This window comes from Limisphaera sp. 4302-co, from assembly GCF_049537155.1.
In the GTDB taxonomy this organism is placed as follows: Bacteria; Verrucomicrobiota; Verrucomicrobiia; order Limisphaerales; family Limisphaeraceae; genus Limisphaera.
In genome coordinates this window covers 54,765-70,459 of sequence record NZ_JBMVQZ010000013.1, presented here as the reverse complement: position 1 = coordinate 70,459, position 15,695 = coordinate 54,765, and the positions used below count along the sequence as shown (strand labels likewise).

The 15,695-nt window shown below is 65.5% G+C and carries 12 protein-coding genes; 2 read left to right on the top strand and 10 right to left on the bottom strand.

What is annotated here, in order from left to right:
- The first annotated feature begins 138 nt into the window (after positions 1-138).
- The gene (locus ACPDIX_RS12675) at positions 139-2,412 is read left to right on the top strand and encodes a cation:proton antiporter (protein WP_423432171.1); all 2,274 of its coding nucleotides are present in this window, start codon (positions 139-141) and stop codon (positions 2,410-2,412) included.
- Positions 2,413-2,483: 71 nt separating this feature from the next.
- On the opposite strand, the gene recJ is transcribed toward ACPDIX_RS12675, so the two are convergent.
- The 5 genes from recJ to yajC are packed head-to-tail and all read right to left on the bottom strand — an operon-like array spanning position 2,484 to position 8,972.
- The gene (gene recJ / locus ACPDIX_RS12670; RefSeq protein ID WP_423432170.1) at positions 2,484-4,208 is read right to left on the bottom strand and encodes a single-stranded-DNA-specific exonuclease RecJ; all 1,725 of its coding nucleotides are present in this window, start codon (positions 4,206-4,208) and stop codon (positions 2,484-2,486) included.
- The gene (locus ACPDIX_RS12665; RefSeq protein WP_423432169.1) at positions 4,205-4,942 is read right to left on the bottom strand and encodes an exopolysaccharide biosynthesis protein; all 738 of its coding nucleotides are present in this window, start codon (positions 4,940-4,942) and stop codon (positions 4,205-4,207) included. Before ACPDIX_RS12665 ends, recJ begins: the two co-directional genes overlap by 4 nt.
- On the bottom strand, positions 4,939-5,964 hold the full coding sequence (locus tag ACPDIX_RS12660) for a TerC family protein (RefSeq protein WP_423432168.1): 1,026 nt from the start codon (positions 5,962-5,964) through the stop codon (positions 4,939-4,941). Before ACPDIX_RS12660 ends, ACPDIX_RS12665 begins: the two co-directional genes overlap by 4 nt.
- A gap of 3 nt (positions 5,965-5,967) precedes the next feature.
- Positions 5,968-8,598, bottom strand: coding sequence for a protein translocase subunit SecD (secD, locus tag ACPDIX_RS12655; RefSeq protein ID WP_423432167.1), 2,631 nt, complete (start codon positions 8,596-8,598; stop codon positions 5,968-5,970).
- 41 nt (positions 8,599-8,639) lie between these two features.
- Complete coding sequence (gene yajC, locus ACPDIX_RS12650) at positions 8,640-8,972, bottom strand: preprotein translocase subunit YajC (protein ID WP_423432166.1); 333 nt, start codon at positions 8,970-8,972, stop codon at positions 8,640-8,642.
- Positions 8,973-9,195: 223 nt separating this feature from the next.
- On the opposite strand from yajC, the gene ACPDIX_RS12645 reads away from it, so the two are divergent.
- Positions 9,196-9,993 (top strand): polyprenol monophosphomannose synthase, encoded by a 798-nt coding sequence (locus ACPDIX_RS12645; RefSeq protein WP_423432165.1) that lies wholly within the window; start codon positions 9,196-9,198, stop codon positions 9,991-9,993.
- Between the two features lie 64 nt (positions 9,994-10,057).
- On the opposite strand, the gene ACPDIX_RS12640 is transcribed toward ACPDIX_RS12645, so the two are convergent.
- From ACPDIX_RS12640 to pal, 5 genes are all read right to left on the bottom strand, one after another.
- Positions 10,058-11,068 (bottom strand): serine/threonine-protein kinase, encoded by a 1,011-nt coding sequence (locus ACPDIX_RS12640; protein WP_423432164.1) that lies wholly within the window; start codon positions 11,066-11,068, stop codon positions 10,058-10,060.
- Between the two features lie 101 nt (positions 11,069-11,169).
- Positions 11,170-13,005: a hypothetical protein gene (locus ACPDIX_RS12635; RefSeq protein WP_423432163.1), complete on the bottom strand. Its 1,836-nt coding sequence runs from the start codon at positions 13,003-13,005 to the stop codon at positions 11,170-11,172.
- Positions 13,006-13,552: 547 nt separating this feature from the next.
- Positions 13,553-14,557 carry a twin-arginine translocase subunit TatC gene (gene tatC, locus ACPDIX_RS12630; RefSeq protein ID WP_423432162.1) on the bottom strand — a complete coding sequence of 335 codons (1,005 nt, stop codon included), beginning with the start codon at positions 14,555-14,557 and terminating at the stop codon, positions 13,553-13,555.
- A gap of 35 nt (positions 14,558-14,592) precedes the next feature.
- Positions 14,593-14,877 carry a Sec-independent protein translocase subunit TatA/TatB gene (locus ACPDIX_RS12625; protein ID WP_423432161.1) on the bottom strand — a complete coding sequence of 95 codons (285 nt, stop codon included), beginning with the start codon at positions 14,875-14,877 and terminating at the stop codon, positions 14,593-14,595.
- Between the two features lie 200 nt (positions 14,878-15,077).
- Positions 15,078-15,677: a peptidoglycan-associated lipoprotein Pal gene (gene pal / locus ACPDIX_RS12620; RefSeq protein WP_423432160.1), complete on the bottom strand. Its 600-nt coding sequence runs from the start codon at positions 15,675-15,677 to the stop codon at positions 15,078-15,080.
- Positions 15,678-15,695 lie beyond the last annotated feature (18 nt).

The following is a 15,695-nucleotide window of genomic DNA, read 5'->3' as shown; positions in this document are numbered from 1 at the left end:
CTCCGGCGCCGGATCCGCGGCGGCGGGGCGCCGGGATTGCGAATCGGGTTGCGGCACCGACGGCGTTTCCGTTGTTTATCAGGTCGGGCCGGCGGCGTATGGCGCGTCGGAGCCGGCAGACATCCGAGGAGACGGCTGGTGGAACTGATCCGGGATCTTGCGGTGGCATGGCTGGTCGCAGGCGCAGTCGCGTGGGTGTGTGTGAAACTGCGCCTGTCCGTCGTGGTGGGCTATCTGCTCGCCGGCATGGTGATCGGCCCGCACACCCCGCCCTTTTCGCTGATCCGCGACCAGGCACGGGTCGAACTGCTGGCGGAGCTGGGTTTGGTGTTCCTGATCTTTTCCATCGGGCTGAACCTCAGCCTGAGCCGGTTCCGCGCACTGGGCTGGTCGGTCGTGGCGGCGGCGGCGGGCGCGGCGCTGCTGACGCTGCAGCTGGGCCGGTTGCTGGGGTGGGCTCTGGGGCTGGACGCCGTGGCCTCGTTGTTCCTGGCCGGCGTGATCATGGTCTCCAGCTCGGCGGTCATCACCAAGGTCCTGCAGGAAACCCAGCAAATCCACGATCGGCCGGGCCAACTGGCGCTGGGAATGACGCTGATGGAGGACCTGGTCTCGGTGGTGATGCTCACCGTGCTGACCTCCGTGGTGCACCTGGGAGGGACCCGGCCGGCCCTGGGGGACGTTTTGGGCGGGCTGTTGGGATTCGTGGTGTTGGTGTTGGTACTGACCCTCCTGGTGGTCCCCCGGTTGTTGGGAAGGCTGGCTCGGGAGGAGCTGCCGGAGATTCGGACACTGATCGTGGGCGGACTTTTGCTCGGGCTGGCCTGGGTGGCGGTGCGTGCGGGTTACTCCCTGGCCCTGGGCGCGTTCCTGTTCGGGATGATCGTGGGTGGGACCCGTCATCGGCCGGAACTGGAACGTGTGTTCGACGGGCTGCAACAGGCATTCGGCGCGTTGTTCTTCGTGGCCATCGGCATGCAGGTGAACGTGCGCGAAAGCCTGTCGGTCTGGCCCCAGGCAATGGGCCTGGCCGCACTGGCCTGGACTGTGCGCCCGCTCTCGTGCGGGCTGGCATTGCTGCTTACCGGCACGCGGTTGCGCGAGGCCCTCCAGGCCGGGCTGCTGCTCACGCCATTGGGCGAGTTCTCCTTCGTACTGGCACAACTGGCCGTGGGGGCCGGGGTCTTGCCGGGCTCGTTCTACGGCGCGGTCGTGGGCGCGGCCCTGCTCACCAGCCTGGCCGCCCCATGGGTGGCGCGCCATTCGGAGACCTGGAGCTGGCGCGTGATCGGCCGCTTCTCCGGCCCCATCCGGAACTGGCTGGCCTTTTACGGCGGATGGTTGGGCCGGCTCCGGGTCAGCCGTGGCCGCCGCCTGCTCTGGCGGTTGCTCCGGCGCCCCGTGCTCCAGATCGGAGCCTGGACGGGCGTTCTGACCGCGTTGCTGGTGACCGCGCCCCGTATCTGGCGGGCGCTCGAACCGGCTTTGACCGCTGGCGGGCCCGCGCCATGGTGGTGGGCATGGTGCTTTGGCCTGGGCGTGGGACTCTTGAGCCTTCCAATGGCACTGGCCGTATGGCGCAATCTGGAAGTCATCGCCATGGTCCTGGCGGAGGCAGCCACGGCAGGAAGCGCCCGGCCCGGTCGGCTCCGCTCACTGATCCAGGTCGCCGTGCGGGCCGTCTGCGTGGTGGGATTGCTGCTCTGGTTCGGGCTGTGGATGCCCCCAGGAATCTCCCTGGTCGGCAGCGCCAGCTCGGTCGTCCTCACCCTCATCCTGGCCGCCCTTGTGTTCCGGCGCAGTTTGATCCGATGGCAGAGCCGACTGGAGTTGGAGTTGGGCCGGGAGTGGCCGGGAACGGAGGCCGGCTTGCAGTCGGTTTCGCTGGCCGCACTTTCGGAAACCGGCCAGTGGCCGCTCGACCTGGCCGAGGTGGAGCTGCCGGGGCAAACCGCTCACGCGGGTCGCACCCTGGGAGAGTTGCGACTCCGGGAACAATACGGCTGCACCGTCGTCGGCATCGAACGACAAGGGTGGCCGATCCTCAATCCGGACGGACGCACACCCGTCTATCCACACGACAAGTTGTTGTTGCTGGGCACACCGGACGCCCTCCAGCGGGCGCTGGAATTCCTGCACCAAACGACCGGTGCCGAAACGTCCGCGGGCTTCGGCAATCTGGCCCTCGAAACCGTCGTGGTGGAACCGGACAGTCCGGCAGCCGGTCGCACGTTGCAGGAGCTGGATCCGATCCGGCAGTTCGGCGTCCAGGTCGTGGCCCTCCAACGACGCGGACAACGCCAAACAATCCCCACAGGGAAAGACCGGATCGAGCCGGGCGACGAACTGCTGGTGCTGGGCACCCACGAACAAATCCGCGAGTTCGCAGGCTGGCTGAATCGCACCTCCTAAGGTCCGAGCCGCCCACCTCAGGGATGCCCCGGCAAACCGGCCGCAGCCGGCGGAAGCCCCCGCCCGCCCCGTCAGGCCGGCCGCCAGTCCAGCAGGCGAAGGCGCAGCCGGCGTCGCCCGTTCCAGACGTGCCACTGCGGGGCGAAGGCCAGATCGAACGTACCCACGGGCAGGTCAGGCTCCAACCCGCCGGACCACCAGATCGTCTCACAAACCGCACGGCCGTCGGTGACCCAGAGCCGTACATGACGCTGCTCCCGACCGAACCGCTGCAACGGCCGTTGCAGGCTCACCCCGCGCGCCACCAGGTGCACCGGCGGATTGTCCGGCCCCACCGGTTTGAGCCGGTCCAATTCCTCCAACACCTCCGGCGTGAGGTCGGACAACCGAACCTCCGCATCCAACCAGAGCGCCGGACACAGGGCTTCCGCGGTCAGGGTGCGGTGGGCCAGATCGTTGAGCCGGCGCCGGAATGCCTCCAGCCGGTCGGGCTCCAGACTCACGCCGGCCGCCATGGCGTGCCCCCCGTGGCTCACCAGCAGATCCCCGCACGCACGCAGCGCCGCCGCCAGGTCGAAACCCGGTATGCTCCGGCCCGACCCACGCAGACACCCGCCATCACCCCCCAGCACCAGGGCCGGCCGGTGAAACTCCTGCACCAATCGCGCCGCGACGATGCCGACCACGCCCAAATGCCACTCCGGATCGCCTTCCACGATCACCCAGTCGGTCTCCGGACGGAACCCCTCCTGCAGGCGACGCCGGATCTCGCCGAGAATCTCGCGTTCGACCTCCTGCCGCTCGCGATTCCAATCATCCAGTTGGGTCGCCAGAGCCCGCGCCGCCTCGGGCGAAGACGCGCGCAAAAGGTCCAGCGCCGTCTGCGCGGTTTCCAATCGGCCCGCCGCGTTCAGACGCGGCGCGAGTTGGAACCCCACGTGGAACGTGTCCAACGCCCCCGCGCATCGTGCCACCTCGCAAAGCGCCTGCAGCCCGGGCCGCTTCGTGCGGTTCAACCTTGCCAGACCCGCTCTCACCAGGATGCGGTTCTCGCCGGTAAGCGGCACCACGTCCGCAATGCTCCCCAAAGCCACCAGCTCCAGCCAGTCCCGGAGGTCCAACCCGTGGGCTTCGGCCTCTCCGCGGCGCCGGCCTTCTTTCACCAGCGCATGCGCCAATTTGAAGGCCAACCCCACCGAGCACAGCTCCCGGCCCTCGCAGGGGCCGGATCCGCCCCCGGACGCGCGCGGGTTGACAAAAGCCACCGCCGGCGGCCGGCGCGGACCCGGCTGGTGATGGTCCAGGATGATCACGTCCACGCCCTGCTCCCGCAGCTCCGCCACGGTGTCGCAGGCCGTGGAACCACAATCCACCGCCAGAAGGAGCCTGGCGGGATGCCGGCGCAGGCAGTTCGTAACCGCCTCGCGACTCAGCCCGTAACCCTCGTCGAACCGATGCGGCAGGTACACCGCACAAGACCAACCCAGACCTTCCAGCACCTCCTGCAACAGGGCTGACGCGGTCACGCCGTCCACGTCATAGTCGCCGAAGATCACCACGGTCTCGCCCCGTTGCCGGGCCTGTTCCAGGCGGTCCACCGCCGCCCGCATGTCGGGCAACAGAAACGGATCCGTCAGGCTCGCAAGCCGCGGCTCCAAAAAGGCCCGGCATGCCTCCGGCTCGGTCAGCCCGCGGTTCAGAAGACACTGCGCCAGCAGGGATGACACGCCCAATCGCTCCCCCAGATGCGCGGCCAGCAACGGCTGTGCCGGGGCCAGCTCCCATCGCGGTTTCAACCGGCCCACCACAACAGTCGCAGGAGCAGATCCATCCATTCGCTCAAATGCCACAGCACCAGGCCGCCCAATGCCACGAAATACCCGATGGCCACCACACTCATCAGATAGGCGGCCCAGATCATCCAGCCGTCTTCTTCCATCAGGCTGAACGCCAGGAGGATGATGGCGTAGCTCGGCAGCGTGTTCGACCCGAAAAACGGCGGCGAGGGCAACGGCAGGGCCATCAACATCGCCAAAAACGCGATCAACCAACCGTGAAACCGCCGCGCCCAGGGCCGGCGAATCCAACGCGTCCGACGCGGCCGGATCACCTTCTCGATCCACCGGCAGACCCTCAACCCGCCGGTCAGAATGGCCTGCCGCGTCCGGGGATGCAGCGGGCGCTCACCCAACCGGGCCGGCAGACGCGGCACCCGACCGGAGCTCATCCGCAGTGCCAGGATCGCGATCATCGGCCCGGCCACCGTGCTCAGACCGGGCACCGACACCCAGGCCACAAACGGCAGTGCCAGCAACACCATCACCAACCAGCCGCCACGGCCGCCCGTCGCCGCCAGCAACCCGTTTGCCGTGAGCGGTTGCTCCGACCGTCCGCGCAACAGACGTTCCAGTTGCCGGGAGAGCGGCTCGTGGGCCGACTCGTTGCCTTCCGTCTGTGTTAGGGAGGTCATCCTGATCCCTCCCGGCGCCTCCTCGGGCACCAGCCCGGCGCGGTCATTCCGCCGGTTCACGGGCGTTCCGCCGGCCTCGCGCCCCCTGCGTTCTTCGCCGAGGCTTCCCCACCGGGCCGGCGCTCGCATGCCGCCTGGAGGATCGATGCCAGAATGGATGCGCCCAAAATTCCGGCCACCACGCCCAGCGCCACCATCGTGGGCACCTCCACCTGCCACCAGTGAACCTTGTGCCCGTGCGGATCCACCAACATCTTCACCCCGATGAACACCAATACCAGCGACAGACCCGTCTTGAGGTACCGGAACAGGGCAATCAGATTCGCCAGCACGAAATACAATGAACGCAGGCCCAGTATCGCAAACACATTCGACGTGAAGACAATGAACGGCTTGGTGGTGATCCCGAAAATGGCCGGGATCGAATCCACGGCAAAAATCAGGTCCGTGGTCTCCACCATCAGCAGCACCAGCATCAGCGGCGTGATCGCCCTCCGGCCGGCCTGCCGCACAAAAAACCGTTGTCCGACGTAATCGCTGGTGACCGGAAACCAACGGCGCGCCGCCCGAAGCACCGGGTTGCGTTCGGGATGCACCCCCTCCTCCCGGCTGAAGAGCATCTTGACCCCGGTCACCACCAGGAACGCACCGAAGATATACAACGTCCAGAGAAACCGCTGCACCAGGGCCGCCCCCGCCGCGATCATGATCCCACGCATCACCAGCGCGCCCAGAATCCCCCAGAACAGAACCCGATGCTGATACTCCGGCGGAACGCGGAAGTACGCGAAGATCATCGCGATGACGAACACGTTGTCCATCGAAAGGGACAACTCGACCAGGTACCCGGTCAGATACTCCAACGTCTCCTGGTGCGTCCATCCTTCCACCATGCGGGGGGCGACGACCAGGCCGAAAACCAGCGACATCCCCACCCACAAGCACGTCCAACACAACGCCTCACGAAACCGAACGACGTGGGCGTGGCGATGGAAAACACCCAGGTCCAGGGCCAGAAAAAAGAGAATGCACGCGATGAAAACGGCCCACTGCCAGGGTGGAACTCCGATCCAGGCTTCCATGGCTCAGGCACGACCGGGGGCCACGCCGCGCACAGCCGGGGATGACGCGGCCGCAGCCGGCTGACTCGCCACGGGTTGGCCGGCCACCGGCTGACCGATGGCCGGGCGCTGCCCCTTGTACAGCCACAACACCAGCGCGGCCGCAATGTAGATGCTGGAGTAGGTGCCGGTGATGATCCCGACCAGGAGCGTGAACGCGAAATCGTTGATCACCGGCCCGCCCAACACGTAAAGCGCCATCGCCGACAGAAAAGTGGTCCCCGAGGTGATCAAGGTCCGGCTCAGCGTCTGGTTCACCGCGTGATTGATGATGTCTCGGAACGAACCCCGCATGCCCAGCTTCAGGTCTTCCCGGATCCGGTCGAACACCACCACCGTGTCGTTGATCGAGTAGCCGATGATGGTCAGCAGCGCCGCCACCGTCGTGGCATTCATCTGATGCTGCGCCAGGCAATACCATCCCAGCGTCATCAACAGATCATGCACCGTGGCCACCACCGCAGCGAGCGCGAACGGAAACTCGTAACGGAACGCCAGGTAAACCAAAATGCCGAGCATCGCCAGACCCGCCGCCACGATGGCCGACCGCAGGATCTCCCGCCCGATCACCGGCCCGATCGTGTCCACGCCCAACACCTTCCAGCCGGCTTCGGGGAATTGGCGCCGGAGCTCCTCGACCACCCGTTGCGCCAGGCCCTCCACGGCCTGCTCGGACGCGTTGCGCGGCAGCCGCGCGGTAATGCGCAGGATGTCGCTCCCCGTCCCCAAATCACGCTGGTAACCCACCAGCACGTCCCCGCCACTGGCCGCCGTGGCCGCTGCGCGCAGGCGGTCCACCTCCACCCGATGCTCCGGATCGAACGCCAGCGTGATGTCGGCTCCGCCCGTGAACTCCACACCCAGGACATCCTGTCCGCGCACGAAGATGCCGTACGCGTTGCCCACGAGGATCAGCAGCCAGGAGGCAATGAACGCGGGCCTGGCCCATCGCAGGAAATCAATCTGCGTCTGCCGGATCAAATGCAACATGCGCAGCGAGCGCAACCAGCCGCGGTCCACCATGAAATCGAAAACCAGACGCGACACGAACAGCGCGGTGAACATGCTCACCGCCAGACCGATGGTCAGCGTCACGCCAAACCCCTTCACGGGGCCGGTGCCCATGTTGATGAGGATCACCGAGGCGATCAGCGTCGTCAGGTTGGCATCGAGGATCGTGCCGAAGGCCTTTTCGTAACCGGCCGCAATCGCTCCCCGGAGCGATTTGCCGGCGGCCAACTCCTCCCGGATCCGCTCGAAAATGAGCACGTTGGCGTCCACCGCCATGCCCACCGTCAGCACGATGCCCGCAATGCCCGGCAACGTCAGCGTCGCCCCCAGCGAACACATCACCCCCAGCAGGAGCACGAGATTCAGCAACAACGCCACGTTGGCCACCACACCCGCCACCAGATAGTAGACCAGCATGAAACCGCACACCGCAAGCCCGCCCACCAGGCACGCCCGAATGCCGCTGCGGATCGAGTCCGTCCCCAGGGTGGGATCCACGTCGCGCGTCTCCACCACCCGCAACGGTGCGCGCAACGGATTCTCCAGTACATTGGCCAGTTCGATCGCCTCCCGCAGGTCGAAATTCCCCGAGATGGAACCCGACCCGGTCAGGATCGGTTCCCGGATCACCGGCGCCGAGTACAGGACCCCGTCCAACACGATGGCCAGTTGCCGGCCCACATTTTCCCGTGTGATCTGGGCAAACAAGCTCGCCCCATCCGGCGTGAGCTGGAAATGGATCTGCGGCTGCCCCAGGTTGTCGCGCACGACCATGGCGCTCTTGATGTAGGCACCCGTCATGCCGCGTTCCGGCCGCTTCTTCACCAGATAACGCCGCAGCGTCTTGGTGCCGTCCGGGTTGCGCCGTTCCTCCGTCAGCACCTCGTAACCGGGTTCGATCAGCCCCTCCCGCAACAGCTCGTCACTGCGCGGGTGAACCAGCCGGAATTCCAGGAAGGCCGCCCGCTGCAATTGCCGCTGCGCACTCAGCCGATCCGCCTCGGACAAGCCCGGCAACTGCACCAGAATCCGGTTCCTTCCCGCCGGTTGGATGATCGGCTCGGCCACGCCGAACTTGTCCACGCGCCGCCGCAACACCTCCACGGCCTGGGCCAGGGCCGTCTCCACCTCGCTTTCACTGAGATAGTTGGTCCGGGTCTCCACCTGGCCGGCCCGGTTGGTGACCGTCTCCACCGTGGCCAACCGGTTCGTGTCCATCTCCAGCAAAAAGGAGGTGCCCCCACGCAGGTCCAGTCCCAAACGGATCTTCCCAGCCGCCTCACGCTGCAGCCGGTTCAGAATCGCCAGCGTGGGCTGGGACTCGCCCTCGACGTTGTAGAACGGAAAATAACGGCGGATGTCGTTGGTGCCGATCGCCTCCAGCAGATTCGCATACGCCCGGTCGGCGCGCTGCTGCTGCAACTGCACCACCTGATACCAGATGTTCGAGAAGGTGGTGTCCTTGTTGACGGCCCGTTCGCGGAAGACCTGCACCAGGTCCCGGCTGGTGGGAGGATAAATGTTGTAAAGCGACCAGGCGATCGCCAGGACAACCACGACCCATTTCCAAGTGTTCCGTCCCATGACAGGCACCCCGCGAATTCAGAGAACCGATGTTCCCCCGATCAGGAAGGACCCGAAGACTGCCGGATCTGCGCCACCGAGGACTTCAAAACCTCCAGCTTCGCATCTTCGGACCGCAAAATGACCCGGTCATCCTTCACCGAGGTGATGCGTCCGATGATCCCGCTGCTGGTGACCACCTCGTCACCGGGTTTCAGCTTCTTGAGCAATTCGGCGTGTTCCTTCTCCCGCTTGCGCTGCGGGCGAATGAACAGCACGTAAAAAATCACCACAAACAGCACGATGGGAACCAGGGACGTCCACAACGGCGGCGTCTCCTGACCCGGCCGGGCCTGTGCCAAAAAAACCAAGCTTTGAACCACGGGTTCGATCATGAGCGTCGTCACAAGTAACGGCCAAGGTACCGGTCGGCCGCGCTTTGGCAAGTGTTATGCCACGACCCGGAACCGCCCCGCGCCACCAGCCCCCCTCGCCCCGCCCCAACGGTCCGGCCGGCAACCCCACGCCCCGGCCCGTTGCACGGCCACCGGATTTCGGCCCTTGTAAACCGAACCGGCCGGGGGTATCCACTGGTAGCGGCCACGAACGGCCGGTGCCATGAGTGACGCCCTCGTCATCGTGCCCACGTACAACGAGCGGGACAACCTGCCCCTGATCGCCCAGCGCCTCCTGGCGCTGCCGGTCCGGGTGCACCTGCTCGTCGTGGATGACAATTCCCCGGATGGAACCGGTCGCCTGGCCGACGAACTGGCCGCCCGGCACCCGGAAATCCACGTCCTGCACCGCCAACAAAAGGAAGGACTCGGCCGCGCCTACGTGGCCGGGTTCAAATGGGCCCTCGCACGCGGTTACGAGTTCGTCTTCGAAATGGACGGGGATTTCTCCCACAACCCGGACGACATCCCGCGTTTCCTGATCGCAGCGGCGCACGCCGATCTGGTCCTGGGATCCCGTTATCTCGGCGGCATCCGCATCATGAACTGGCCCCTCAGCCGGCTCATGCTCAGCAAGGCCGCCGCCACCTACGTGCGCGCGATCACCGGCATGCCCTTCACCGACCCCACCAGCGGCTACAAATGCTTCCGCCGCCGGGCCCTGGAGGCACTCGATCTCGACGCCGTCCGTTCCAACGGCTACAGCTTCCAGATCGAGCTCACCCACAAACTCTGGCGCCAGGGCATGCGGGTGGTGGAGATCCCGATCGTCTTCACCGAACGGCTTCAGGGCCACTCGAAGATGAGCGGGAACATCATCCGCGAAGCCTTCGTCATGGTCTGGCGCCTCTGGTTGCAGAACGGTATGCGCCGCCAGCCACGCGTCACCCCGCCCCCGGTCGACACCGCCGCCATCCAGGCCGTACCCCCGCCGGCTCCGCCGCCACCACCCTCCGCCTGACACGAAACGACCCGGCGCAGCCCGGGCAGCGCCACCCCTTGCGCCGCTCGCCCGACCCGACCCCTCAGCGCCGCCACCAACTCGTCTTGGCCTTGATCTGCTGGGTGGCCGATTTGGACGTGAACTGCTGCACCAGCAACTGACTGCGCGCCGCCGTCAGGGCCATGATCAGATCGTCGTAGCTCAGAAAGCGATCGGAAGGGTTCTTTGCCATCATCCTGCAGATGGCGTCGCTGGTGGGCTGCGTGATCTCCGGCACGACCAGATTGGGCGGGGTCAACGGCGTATGCACGTGCGCCGCCACCAGTTCCTCCACCGTGGGCGCCTCGAACGGCACGTGCCCCGTGATCGCGTGATACAAGGTCCCGCCCAGGCTGTACATGTCTGAAAGAAAGGTCTCCCCCTCCCGCTTCACCTTCTCGGGCGCCACATAGTAGGGCGTGCCCCACGCACCGTCCTCGTCGGTGATCGGCGCATCCGCACGCCGGGCCAGGCCAAAATCCACCAATTTCGGCTCATTGTCCGCATTGAACAGAATGTTCCCCGGTTTGATGTCGCGATGGATCAGGTTGTGCTTCAGCATCAGGTCCAGTGCGGACGCGATCTTGATCCCAATGTCCAACACCTGCAGCTCCGGCAGGCGATGCTGCGCCTCGATTCGAGAATCCAGGCTCCCCTGGTCCGCCAGTTCCATCACCAGATACAACTGACCGTGCCAGTTCCCGAAGCTGTAGATGTGGATGATGTTGGTGTGGTTCAGCGAGGCGCAGATCCGCGCCTCGCGGTAAAACGCCTCCAGTTGCTTCGGATCCTCCGCCAGCTCGGGCCGCATCAACTTGATGGCCACCATCCGCTGCAAAACCGTGTCGTAGGCGCGGTACACCTTGCCCATGCCCCCCTTGCCGATGACGCTGCGCAGCTCGAAGTGCTCCAGCATCATCGGCATCATGATGGGATGACCACACTTGGAACAGGGAACGGTGGACAACGGTTCGAGGTCACCCGGGATGAACACCTTGGTATGACAACCGTCGCAGGTGACCATCTTCAGAGGCTTGCTCGCAGTCTCGCTCACAGAAGCATTCTAACACCGGAGGGCGGACGAACAAGCGCCGCCTCACCGGCGGGCTTCCCGCTTTCGACGGACAGCCCAACAGCGCAATAACGGCTCGCTCCTCACCGGCGCAACAACCGGTAAAACCTTTGAGGCCCACCGGCCACGAAATCCGTGACGAGCGCGTTGGTGTAAACCGGCCCCTCCATGGCCGGCGTCACGGTCGTGAGCGTCTGCCACTGACGCAAATCGCTGGAAACCTGCACTTCGTAGGTCGTGAAGGGCAACCCGTGAACCTGGAACTGGAACTGATTGGGGCCGAGCCGCCTCGGCTGACTCATGCCCGGTGCGGGTTGCGGAAACACCACGAAATCCACCACGGCGCCCCCGGCCGAAACGGTTACCGACTGCACGGGCACGCAGTTGTAACCCCCGTCCTGCAGTTCGTCGCACGCCAGTTGCATCTGCCATGCATCCCCCGCCACCGGCATCCGATATCGTCCCGCCGGGTCGGTCCACCCGCCCGAGCCGTAGTACGTTTCACCGCCGAGCCTGCACCAGCCGAACACGCCGATCCCCATGACCCCCAACCCCTCTACATCCCGGACGGTCCCTGTGATCTGGTTGGTGGCCTGCAGCACACGCAGGTCCTGCGCCACTGCCTGACCCGGGGCAAATGCCTGGTTGAAACGGAAACCCGATACCACGTGGTTGGTCAGCCCGCGGTTCAGAAGCGGGTCGGCCCGCAACAACCACCACGAAGGCGTGCCACCCACGGCCATGGCCGTGTAGCGGCCCTGGTCATCCGTCACCGGATCATGCCCGTCATAGAACCGGCTGCCCGTCTGACCGTGAGCATTGAGTCGAATACCCGCCAGCGGTTGGCCTCCCGCATCGAGGACTCGACCGTAAAATGCCGCGTTGGCAGCAACCGCCTCCAGTCGGACCCCGGTCACGCTGCCGGTGCTTGTCAGATACCCCTGTTCTGCCGAGGCGTACAGGCACCCATGAAGGGCCAGATCTTCGAAGGCCGGCTCCACGTACCAGGTCCCGCCGCGAACAGCCAGCTCGAAGTTGCCATCCACATCGGTCCAACCCGGAGCAAACAAACCATTATCCGACTCCGCATCCAAAAACACGGCAGGCAATCCCTCGTCGGGCAGATCGGCGCGCACCAGCCGGCCCCTGAGCGTCCTCGAAGGGGGCAACAGATCGAGGTCCGCAGTCACCATCTGCCCGGCATCCAACCCCACAAGAAACGCACTTTCCACGTCCGTAACCCAGCCGGGCTTCGCAGCGATCACGGCATACAACCCGTGGGGCAACCGCAGTTCGTATCGACCCTGTCGATCCGCCACCGCCACGGCGGCCAGAGATTGGTCGGCCATCACGTCCAACGCCACCACCATCGCATGCGGCTGGTTCGTCCCTCCACCTCGCACCACGCCTTGCACGCCCTGGTTGAGGGATGGCAGGGTCAATGCCTGCGTGGCGCGGACCGCGGAGAATCGGCCGGTCGGACTGGAAAGTTCCCACACGTTCGTACCCACCGCGTGGTCCAGCCACGTCTGGTAATAGTTCAACCGCACTTTCAGGCTGCCGGCCGCAGGGTCCTGATCGAAAGGTACATTCCAATTCGTCACACCCGCCACCAACGGCACGGCGTCATCCGTGACCGTCACCACCAGGGTAACCGGTTCGTCACCGCCCAACATACCGTCGCCGTTCAGATCCAGCCCGCGTCGGATCGCCACCGTTTCCCCCGGCTGCAGGCCCTGCGCGGTCAGTTCCACCATACCGGCGTACGTCGCAGGGGCCGACGAGGGCGACACCGACAGCGAGACCGCCGCCCCAGCCTCACCCGCCCCAAACACCGCCACGGCCACTTGAAGAACCCGAGCCCAGAACGGAAAAAGAACATTCCCCCAACACAACCGCGAGCCGTCGGATGTCTTCATAATTCCCCGTGATATACCCGTGACGAAACTGTTGAAGCCCTGACAACAAGGCAATCCTGACGGCCGTTGCGGACCCTGTCAAGCACCCGGCGGCGCGAGCTTCCTGAATCATCGGGACTCCGTTGCAAGCCGGAGGGTCGTCGCAGACTTCGCCACTGCTTTGCGCCCGGTCTGCCCGCGTCGGCGGTCCGAAAACGGGCCACGGGACCACCGGCCCTGCATCCCGATCCGTGTGCCGCGATCCTCCGGTTCAGGCGGGGAGCAGCCCGGCAACCCGCAAGCCACCCCGGCCGCGAGGGCCGAACCCTCCACACCCGCGGCAGGCAGCCACCCCCGCACGACACCACGCGGTCCGGTCCCAATCCGTGAGCAAGTGACGTACGCAGGCAGGCAGGAAGCCCACCGGCGGGGCGCGTGTCTGACGGGGACTCACCCGGGCAAACAGCAGCGGCAGCGGCCCTTCCCGGGGCCGTCATGGGGGAGCATCGTCAAATGCACGGGACCGGCTGTGCACGGGCACCGCCACGGGCGGCCCCCGGACGCGAGGTCACTTCTCACCGGCTGCTTCCAATCGCCGTTCCTTCCGCCACCACAACCACGCGATGAACGTGCTCACCTCGTACAACAGGTGCACCGGGAACGCCATCAAGAGCATCGTGAACGGATCGCCCGACGGCGTCAGGAACGCACACAACACCAGCTCCACCACCACCCAGTACGACCGGAAATTCTTCAGCTTCTCGTAATCCAGCAGGCCCACCTTGACCAGCGCCAACAGCACGATCGGCAGCTCGAAGCTCACCCCCATCACCAGCATGAACAACGACACGAACGTCACGTAATCCTCCGCCCGCCACTCGTCCGCACGGAATCCCAGCCAGGCCGAGAATTGCACCGTCGCGCTCAGGGCCACCTCCAACATCACGAAATAACAGAAGGCCATCCCCAGAAGAAACAACACCCCCCCGATGGCCAGCGCCCGCAACACGAACCGCTTCTCGTGCACCTTCAGGGCTGGCAGCACGAAATCACCGATGAAGTACAACATGAACGGCAGCGCCAGCACCAACCCTCCATAGAGGGCCAGCTTGATCGCCACCATGAACGCGCTGATCGGACTGTAGTTCTTCAGAAGGACAAACGTGTCCGGCTCCGGCGCCTGCGGGCGCTCCTCCGGCTTCAAGGCAAGCACCCATCGCCCTTCCACCTGCTCCGGCACCACCTGCAGCGCCTGCACATTGGTGGCCAGCCCACCCAGCCAACGCTGCGCCAGTGACCGATCCACCCGCGCAAGCACGTTCGTTCCCCACTCCACCGTCAGCACGCTCGAAGGGGCGGGGGTGTGAAAGCGGGACGCAACCTTCAGCGGATAAACAAGGAAACTGACCAGGTGGTTGCCGGCCACCAAGCACACCAGCATCCCCACGGCCAGCGAGGCGAACACCTTGATCAGCGTCCACCGCAGGTCCTCAAGGTGTTCCAAGAACGGCTTGACCGGACCTCCTTCGCTCTCTTCTTCGTCCAGCCAAATATCCTCGCTCTCGCCGGCCATCGAAGATGGTCCGTTCCCGGATCAGGCAGCCCAACTCAGGCACCCGGAGCAGAAGTGGGTGTGCCGGCACCCGGAGGGCTGGACGCACCCTGATTCGAGGGCGGGTTGATCGGGCGGGGGGGCGGCGGAGGAGGTTCTTCAATGACCCGCTCGAGTTCGCTCTGAACCTCTTGCGTGGCCTTCTTGAATTCCTGAATACCCTTGCCCAGCCCACGCGCCAGCTCCGGCAACTTCTTCGCCCCGAACAGCAGGAGCAGAATCGCCAGAATGCAGATCACCTCGCCCCACCCCAGGAACGCCAACATGATCCCGTTGCTCATGACACCTCTCTACACCTTTCTCACTTGCGACCCCCGTCTCTGCCGCCCGCCAAGCGTTCGCCTTCTGAATCCACCCACCGGCGCCGACACCCTCCCGGTATCCCGTCCGGTAAGAGCTGCTCCGCCGCATGGGCCACAACCGAGCTACTCTAGTGCAGGAACCCGGCCTCGTAAAGCCCCCGAACCACAGCACGCCGACTTCACCGCGGCGGCGTCAACAGAACAAACTCGGCGCGCCGGTTCTTCCGCCACGCCTCCTCGTTGTGGCCGGGGTCCACCGGCCGATCCTCTCCGTAGCTGATGGTGACGATCCGTTCGGCTTCAATCCCGGCCGCCAGAAGGACCTCCCGCACCGCCAGCGCTCGTCGCTCGCCCAGGGCGCGGTTGTATTCCTCCGTGCCCCGCTCGTCACAGTGCCCCTCGATGATCACCGCGTGGAACGGATTCGCCTTCAAATGCGCCGCCACCACGTCAATCTTCGGCCGCTCCGCATTCTTGATCACCGAGCTGTCGAAATCAAAGTACACCGTCTGGGCCTTGAATGTCTCCCGATCCTGCGGCCAGCCCTCGTAATTGCCCCGCGGCGGCAGGGGCGTCCCCACCGGACTCGGCAACTCGGCCCCGCTCACACCCGGGCCGCCCGGCGCGCCGATGATCCCACCCGGCGGGGGTTCACTCGGACCCACCCGCGCCGGGGCAGGAAGAGGTGTGATCCCCTGCGGACTCCGCCGGCAACCGGTCACCGATCCCACCAGCACCAGCGCCAGCACGCCCACCACAAAAAACCGTGCATGTTTCATGTTCGTCGACTCCGTCCG

Bases quoted from the DNA above. Each gene is read 5' to 3' on its own strand.
- ACPDIX_RS12660 (WP_423432168.1), bottom strand. From the start codon at position 5,964: ATGGAAGCCTGGATCGGAGTTCCACCCTGGCAGTGGGCCGTTTTCATC.
- secD (WP_423432167.1), bottom strand. From the start codon at position 8,598: ATGGGACGGAACACTTGGAAATGGGTCGTGGTTGTCCTGGCGATCGCC.
- yajC (WP_423432166.1), bottom strand. From the start codon at position 8,972: ATGATCGAACCCGTGGTTCAAAGCTTGGTTTTTTTGGCACAGGCCCGG.
- ACPDIX_RS12645 (WP_423432165.1), top strand. From the start codon at position 9,196: ATGAGTGACGCCCTCGTCATCGTGCCCACGTACAACGAGCGGGACAAC.
- ACPDIX_RS12635 (WP_423432163.1), bottom strand. From the start codon at position 13,005: ATGAAGACATCCGACGGCTCGCGGTTGTGTTGGGGGAATGTTCTTTTT.
- tatC (WP_423432162.1), bottom strand. From the start codon at position 14,557: ATGGCCGGCGAGAGCGAGGATATTTGGCTGGACGAAGAAGAGAGCGAA.
- ACPDIX_RS12625 (WP_423432161.1), bottom strand. From the start codon at position 14,877: ATGAGCAACGGGATCATGTTGGCGTTCCTGGGGTGGGGCGAGGTGATC.
- pal (WP_423432160.1), bottom strand. From the start codon at position 15,677: ATGAAACATGCACGGTTTTTTGTGGTGGGCGTGCTGGCGCTGGTGCTG.